This window comes from Bradyrhizobium sp. CAR08 (assembly GCF_052871955.1).
Genome location: NZ_JBIXJX010000004.1, coordinates 325,797 through 331,993 on the forward strand (window position 1 = coordinate 325,797; position 6,197 = coordinate 331,993).

5 protein-coding genes and 4 pseudogenes are annotated in these 6,197 nt (G+C 59.6%); 2 read left to right on the forward strand and 7 right to left on the reverse strand.

What is annotated here, in order from left to right; translation table 11 throughout:
• Positions 1–265: 265 nt before the first annotated feature.
• Together ACIPUD_RS11740 and ACIPUD_RS11745 are read right to left on the reverse strand one after the other, a co-directional pair.
• Entirely contained in the window at positions 266–445 is a 180-nt protein-coding gene (locus ACIPUD_RS11740; protein WP_446480696.1) for an Ldh family oxidoreductase, read from the reverse strand.
• Between the two features lie 53 nt (positions 446–498).
• Positions 499–645: a hypothetical protein gene (locus tag ACIPUD_RS11745; RefSeq protein WP_446480751.1), complete on the reverse strand. Its 147-nt coding sequence runs from the start codon at positions 643–645 to the stop codon at positions 499–501.
• On the opposite strand from ACIPUD_RS11745, the pseudogene ACIPUD_RS11750 reads away from it, so the two are divergent.
• Positions 587–1,289, forward strand: a pseudogene (locus tag ACIPUD_RS11750) (IS3 family transposase); the annotation flags it as partial. The gene ACIPUD_RS11745 and the pseudogene ACIPUD_RS11750 overlap by 59 nt on opposite strands.
• Before the next feature lie 40 nt (positions 1,290–1,329).
• Here the strand turns inward: ACIPUD_RS11750 and ACIPUD_RS11755 are convergent.
• Positions 1,330–2,702 (reverse strand): annotated as a pseudogene (locus ACIPUD_RS11755) (IS30 family transposase).
• Positions 2,703–2,745: 43 nt separating this feature from the next.
• Between ACIPUD_RS11755 and ACIPUD_RS11760 the strand changes: the two are divergent.
• Positions 2,746–3,048, forward strand: a pseudogene (locus ACIPUD_RS11760) (integrase core domain-containing protein); the annotation flags it as partial.
• A 391-nt stretch (positions 3,049–3,439) separates the two neighbouring features.
• On the opposite strand, the gene ACIPUD_RS11765 reads toward ACIPUD_RS11760, so the two are convergent.
• The 4 genes and pseudogenes from ACIPUD_RS11765 to ACIPUD_RS11780 form a co-directional block, all read right to left on the reverse strand.
• A complete protein-coding gene (locus ACIPUD_RS11765) occupies positions 3,440–4,657 on the reverse strand; it encodes an ATP-grasp domain-containing protein (protein WP_446480697.1) in 1,218 nt (405 codons plus the stop codon).
• 407 nt (positions 4,658–5,064) lie between these two features.
• The gene (locus ACIPUD_RS11770) at positions 5,065–5,331 is read right to left on the reverse strand and encodes an IS1096 element passenger TnpR family protein (RefSeq protein ID WP_446480698.1); all 267 of its coding nucleotides are present in this window, start codon (positions 5,329–5,331) and stop codon (positions 5,065–5,067) included.
• Between the two features lie 49 nt (positions 5,332–5,380).
• Positions 5,381–5,683, reverse strand: coding sequence for an IS1096 element passenger TnpR family protein (locus ACIPUD_RS11775; RefSeq protein WP_446480699.1), 303 nt, complete (start codon positions 5,681–5,683; stop codon positions 5,381–5,383).
• Positions 5,680–5,877 (reverse strand): annotated as a pseudogene (locus ACIPUD_RS11780) (transposase domain-containing protein); the annotation flags it as partial. The gene ACIPUD_RS11775 and the pseudogene ACIPUD_RS11780, both read right to left, overlap by 4 nt.
• Positions 5,878–6,197 lie beyond the last annotated feature (320 nt).

The following is a 6,197-nucleotide window of genomic DNA, read 5'->3' on the forward strand; positions in this document are numbered from 1 at the left end:
GAGCCCGCACCGGTTTCAATGGTCGGTATCTCAGGGATTCGGCCAAGCAGCTCAAGGCGCGAACTGGCGCCTCAAAGAGGCTAGCACGATCTCGGCCGCCCGCAACGTCAGCGATAGCATCGGCTGCAGGTTCGCCTTGCTCCTGTAGGGAACTCACCATCCCCAGTTGCCGCATAACCGCGTCATTTCCTGTTCAGGCGAAGTTGAGCTCGCTGGCAAGCCGAAACTCCTGCAGGAGGGCGCAAAGTTTGTCCCAAGTCGCATCCTAAATTTCGATACCGTTTGCAGTGCGCTCTTGCTCGCGGAGATATCCGATCTCGCCGGGGTAGAACACGCCAGATGACCCGTCCGATCGCGCCGCCGATTTCATATGCCGCGCAAACTCGGCCACGTCTTTCTTGAATTCATCAAGCGGTCGGAACGCTGCCACATTGAACGCCGCCATGAATCAACTTTTACGGTCGCGGCCGTTCGGCTCAATGCCGGCACTAAGGTCGCTCAATGATCCGCATAGCACTTCCACATCGCGGCGAGTCCGCTGCCCTTGTAACCCTCGGTGCGCCCCACCACGCAGGCGGCGCCGATGCCGCCGGACCAGGCTTCGGAGATCGCCCGCCTGCGCCAGGAGAATGAACGGCTGCGCATGGAGCGCGACATTTAAAAAAAGTCGATCGCGATCTTCGCCGGAACCCGGACATGAGCTTTCGCTTCATCGAGGACCACCGCGACCTATCCGGTCCGCTTGATGTGCGCCGTGCTCGAGGTCTCACCGGCCGGCTATTGTGCCTGGCGCGAGCGCCTGGTGAGCGAGCGGGCAAAATCCAATGCCACGCTCCTGGCCGTGATCCGGCAGGTCCATCGGGACAGCAGCGGACGCTACGGCAGCTCCCGCGTCCAACGCCGTCCTGCGGGCGCAGGGACCCGATACCAGCCGCGGCCGGGTCGAGCGGATGATGCAACGACACGGTATCCGCGCCATCATGGCGCCGCCGCGCCGGGTGCGCACCACCGACAGCCGTCACGACCTGCCGATCGCACCGAACCTGATCGCAAGCAACTTCACGGCGGAGGCCCCGAACCGGGTCTGGCTCGCTGATATCACCTACATCCCGACCGCGGAGGGATGGCTGTACCTCGCGGCCGTCATGGACCTGTTCAGCCGGAAGATCGTCGGCTGGGCCATGCGGGATCACATGCGGGTCGAACTCGCATCCGCAGCCTTGACGATGGCGATCCAGCAGCAACGGCCCCAGGCCGGGTTGATCCATCACTCCGATCGCGGTGTACAGGGCGGATTCAAACAGTCGTCGCAACACGAGTTATTTTCACTCATGACAGCAGATCGTCAAGCCCCTCCGCCGGCATTTTCCAGCCTAGTGTCTTTCTTGGTTGGGCATTGAGGGCCGCTGCCACAGCGGATATCTCCTCGGCGCTGTGGATGCTCAGGTCTGTGCCTTTCGGAAAGTACGGCCGCAGCAACCCGTTGGTGTTCTCGTGAGTGCCGCGCTGCCAAGGGCTTTGCGGGTCGCAGAAGTAGACCTGGATACCCGCATCGGTCTTGAGACGATCGTGCTGAGCCATTCGGCTCCCTGATCCCAGGTTAGCGAGCGACGCAGCTCTTCTGGCAAGGTGATGACGGTGCGCGTGATCGCGTCGCGCACGGCTTCGGCCCCGTGTCCCGCGAGCGCAGGTCCGTTTTTCACGCGCGGAGCTTCGCCATGCCTCGCCAACCGGGGAGGGTGCAATAGCATTGTGAAGCGCGTCGTGCGCTCGACTAGCGCGCCGATTGCTGAGCTGCCAACACCGAGGATAAGGTCCCCCTCCCAATGTCCCGGCACTGCTCGATCGGCAGCTTCAGCAGGGCGCTCACTGATCATGATCTCCGGCGAGACAAAGCCCTTGCCTCGCCTGCGTACGCGCGCTCTGGGCATCCGTAACACACGCCCTGTTCGCAAGCAGGCCGTCAGCTCGCGGCGTAGCGCGCCACGGCCCTGAACGAAGAGGGCTTGATAGATAGCTTCGTGGCTGATGCGCATCGTCTTGTCGTCCGGGAAGTCGATCGGCAAGCGTCGGGCAATCTGCTCAGGGCTCCAGGCTTTGGCCCATCGCCGATCCTTGCGCTGGCCATGCCGCCGCCCCTTCCACGGAACGGCCGGACCGGGAACGGGAGCGCCGGTCGGGGCAACGACACCGCCAGCAAGTCTCTCCTCCACATAAGTGCGCAAGGTTGCATTGAGCGCAAGCTTGGCCGCCTTGGGCCGGCGGGCGGATCGATCTGCATGCCATTGGGCAGTTATTGCCCGATACCCCAACCCGCCGCCGCGAGTGGCCGCGTTGCGCCGCAGTTCACGGGAGACTGTGGAAGCAGCCCGCCCCAGGCGACGTCCAATCTCCTGTAGGGAATGGCCCTGCACCTTGAGAAGTGCGATCTCCTCGCGCTCATTCAACGAGAGATACCGCCCGGAGAGAGCCTTTGCCGAAGATCTGAACATCGCTGGTGGGATGCCGCCCGCCTTTCGGAATAATCTGCTTCCGACAGGTTGTGACAATCCGGCTTCGAGTGCAGCAGCTTCGCTGCTTAACCCAGCGGCAATCGCCCGCCAAAATTTATTCTGTTCATCGCGCCCGGCAATAGAGGGCCGTCCCGGCGACGGCAATGGGGCTCGTCCTGACCGCGCCGATCGACCCATTACAACGTTCATCGCAACCTCCAACCTCCGAGTGTTGCGACGACCGTTTGACTCCGCCCAATACGTCTCGATCAAATACACCGAACGCCTAGCTGAAGCTGGTGTCGAACCTTCCGTCGGCAGCGTCGGAGATTCCTATGACAACGCTCTCGCCGAAACCATCAACGGCCTCTACAAGGCTGAGGTGATCCATCGGCGCCGGCCATGGCGCAGCTTCGAGGCCGTCGAGTTCGCGACCTTGGAATGGGTGGATTGGTTCAACAACCGGCGGCTCCTGGAGCCCATCGGCAACATCCCACCGGCCGAAGCCGAGCGCCGCTACTACGCCATGCTGGAACAACCCGCTATGGCGGCATAGCTTAAACCAAATGGCCTCCGGCAAACCCGGGGCGGTTCAACTTCCGGCGAATACACTAGCAAGAGTAGGGCCGCCGCTGTGAGAAAGGCGGCCGGCTACAGTCAGAAGCGCAGTGTCACCCGCACCAGGAAGCAGTGCGCAGGCTTGTCCATCTCCATAGTCGACTTGCATAAGCGAAGGAGCATCGGCATGGAATTAAACTGCTCATAGTCTTCCATCGTACCTGACGCTTGGCGATGCAGAATGCGCTCGACGATCGGCGCTTCCCGCTGCCCGTCGGCTGCACCGGCGTCGTTTGCGAAGGAATGTATCTAGCCAACATTCAGAGATGATCATTTTACTGTCGCCCGCGTGCGCTGGGAGGAAGCACGTAGATTTGTTGTTCGATTCGCTAAGGGTCTGGAAATGGTGTAATCGACCACTCGATGAAGTCCACGGCACGTTGGAGTATCGCCTTGGTCTGAACTAGACTAGACGAAGCGGCCATGACATGTCCTATCCTATCCCGACAATCTCCTTTCCTGACGATCGGTGTATTCGGTTCAACAGAAAACCGGACCTCCGTAACACCTGCCAATGCAGCCGCCAGACTATCACCACCGATGGCATTGAGGATGCCATCGCGATCAGGGACTAAAATCCGCGCACCCGCAACGTGCGAATGACGTCGGCGCAAATTGCATTGCTCCCCGACCACGAGTTTAATGTGCTCGGCTACGAGATCGACACCGTATGCCAGCTTGACCAGTTGAGAGTTGGGTGTGCCAGCAAGACGTGGATTGACTTCAATCACGACTGGGCCAAGCTTAGTCCATCGCAGATCAATGTTCGCGGGCCCCCAGCCAAGGCCGAGGGCTTGCAAACAGCTCAGCGAAACGTCGGCAATGCGCCTATGCTCGTCCTCACTCAGCAGGGCGGGATAGATGTACTCACGACATACAAAATGCGGTTGGCTGCCGAAATCGGCGGCACCAATCCCGATGACCTCATTTTCCATTACTTCAACGCTGAAATGGGGACCTTGTGCGAACTCTTCGACCAGTATCCTTGGGGCAGACCGCGATGTGTGGTTCTCACCGAGGATAAAGGCCATATGTTCGGCTAACTCGTCGAGGTCGCGGCACAATCGGACACCGAAGCCGCCGATGCCCACCGCTGGCTTGACGATCAGCGGAAATCCGATCTTCGCAACGGAGCTCACTATCTCCGTCGCATTCGCTACCAGGCAATAAGCAGGTACTGATATGCCGGCATCCGAGAGAACCTGACGTTGAGCGAATTTGTCGCAACATCTTTCAACCGCTCCGGGGTTCGGGCCCGGCAGATCGAAATGTTGGCAGAGCTTGCCGACCGCCGCATAGACTGACTCCCGGGCGCTGGTAATCCCGGCAAGCTCGGACGTCAGTCTCAGCCTGTTACATTGGTGTATGATGGCGTCAAGATTCTCTGTGTCGACACAGATTGTCTCGCAGCCTATTGCCGCAACATAGTCATACTGGTTCGGATCGGTCGATAAGATTATAGGATGCAGGCCAAGACGCTGTGCCGCTTGGACGTACAGCCGACCGTTAAGTGCGCTTTCGAGCAAAACAAGAGATCTTCTTGACATTGTGTCGTGACACCGAGGTTGAATGCAGGGGGGCCGGCTAGCATGGAGCGGCACACGCAGCCGGCCCAGCGAGCGCCCGAGACGAAGGAGACGATGAACAGCAACCGATACTCTGTTTCAGGCGCGACTGGGCCACTTCTCATTTCAAACAGGAGTAGCCACTCGTGAGCGGTTACGACATAAGTGGACTGCGTCGGCCTCGTGCCAATGCGAATCGTCATAATAGGGGTGCGCCGACCTTTCTTGCTGTAGGAATAACGATTATTGGCGAATCCCTAGCGAGGATACTACCATCCTAGATAGTGTGCGCGCTGAGCTTTCACAAAAAGCCCCGCCGTCACAAGCCGCCGTCATCAAGGATGTTTGGAGATACTCAAGTTTTTATCGCGGGACTTTGTCCGTCGAGACTAAGCGTAGCTCTGCGGCCCCTTTTTGGTTGGCGCTTGATGTCTATTTTGATCGCGCGAGGCGCGGCTTCCATGTTTCCGACAATGCGTTGTCGGCGGCTTCGAGCGCCTTGCTGTCGATGACGTTGGGATGGAAGTGTTCGGGCCCCCAGAGGCACATGTACTCGTGCTCCGGATGGTGGGGTCGCGGAGGGCATCGAGGTATTCAGCATAGCCTGGCGCACCGCCGACGTCTTCCGGAGGACAACGGCCGGCGGCCTGGAGCAAGAAGGGCAGACCCTCTGTCGACGTGTCGTCGAAGCATTCGCGAGTTTGATCACATAATCCGAGCTGTCGCCGAAGTCATGGAGGTAATGGATCGTCTTGGCGCCCGTCTCGTGAACGATCTCGCAGAGCCGCGCCTTGCGGGCATCGATAGGTTGGGGATCAAAATCACATCCCACTGTCCTTCCAGCAGGAACTCGAAGAGATGTCTATTCGTCCAGCCAAACGCCGCCTGAAGCGTCAGATGCAGCCGATCAAGGCGCAGCGTGAACGGCACGACAAGGCATCGCATCACCTCCGGTTTCACCTCCTTATGGGTCACCTTGATCCGGACGGCGGTCGTGTTGAGGCTCACGCCGCCAGCCTGGGATCGTGTGCATGCATGGTGTAGGTCGAGGCCCATGGAAGCAGTTCGTCCAGTCGCGCCGCAGGCCAGCCATTGACGAGCTTCGCGAGGACGTCGAAGAGCCAGTGCTCGGCGCTAACGCTGTTGAGCTTACAGGTCTCGATTAACAAAGCTAGTACTGCCCAACTCTCGGCGCCCACGTCGGAAGCAGGGCCATAGTGCCGGGAATCTGGCGTTCGATGTTGTTGTAGTCTTTCCATTCCACCCGCTCGTTGGTCATACCGTTCTTGTAGTCGGAGAGTAGGAATATAACGGCATTCGCCACTTTTTAATCCGGCAGCCGCATGACGGAGCCCTCCGCGTTCCAGACTGGATGGTCCCCCACAAGCCGGTTCGATTGCGATTGTTGCCACATCCGGGATTCCGCTTAGTCGTCCGTTAAGAAGCCGAATTGAGCGGGAGCGGACAGGCAAGCGTATGCGATAGCTGGATCAGGAAGAGGCACAAGAGTTCTCTGAGCCAG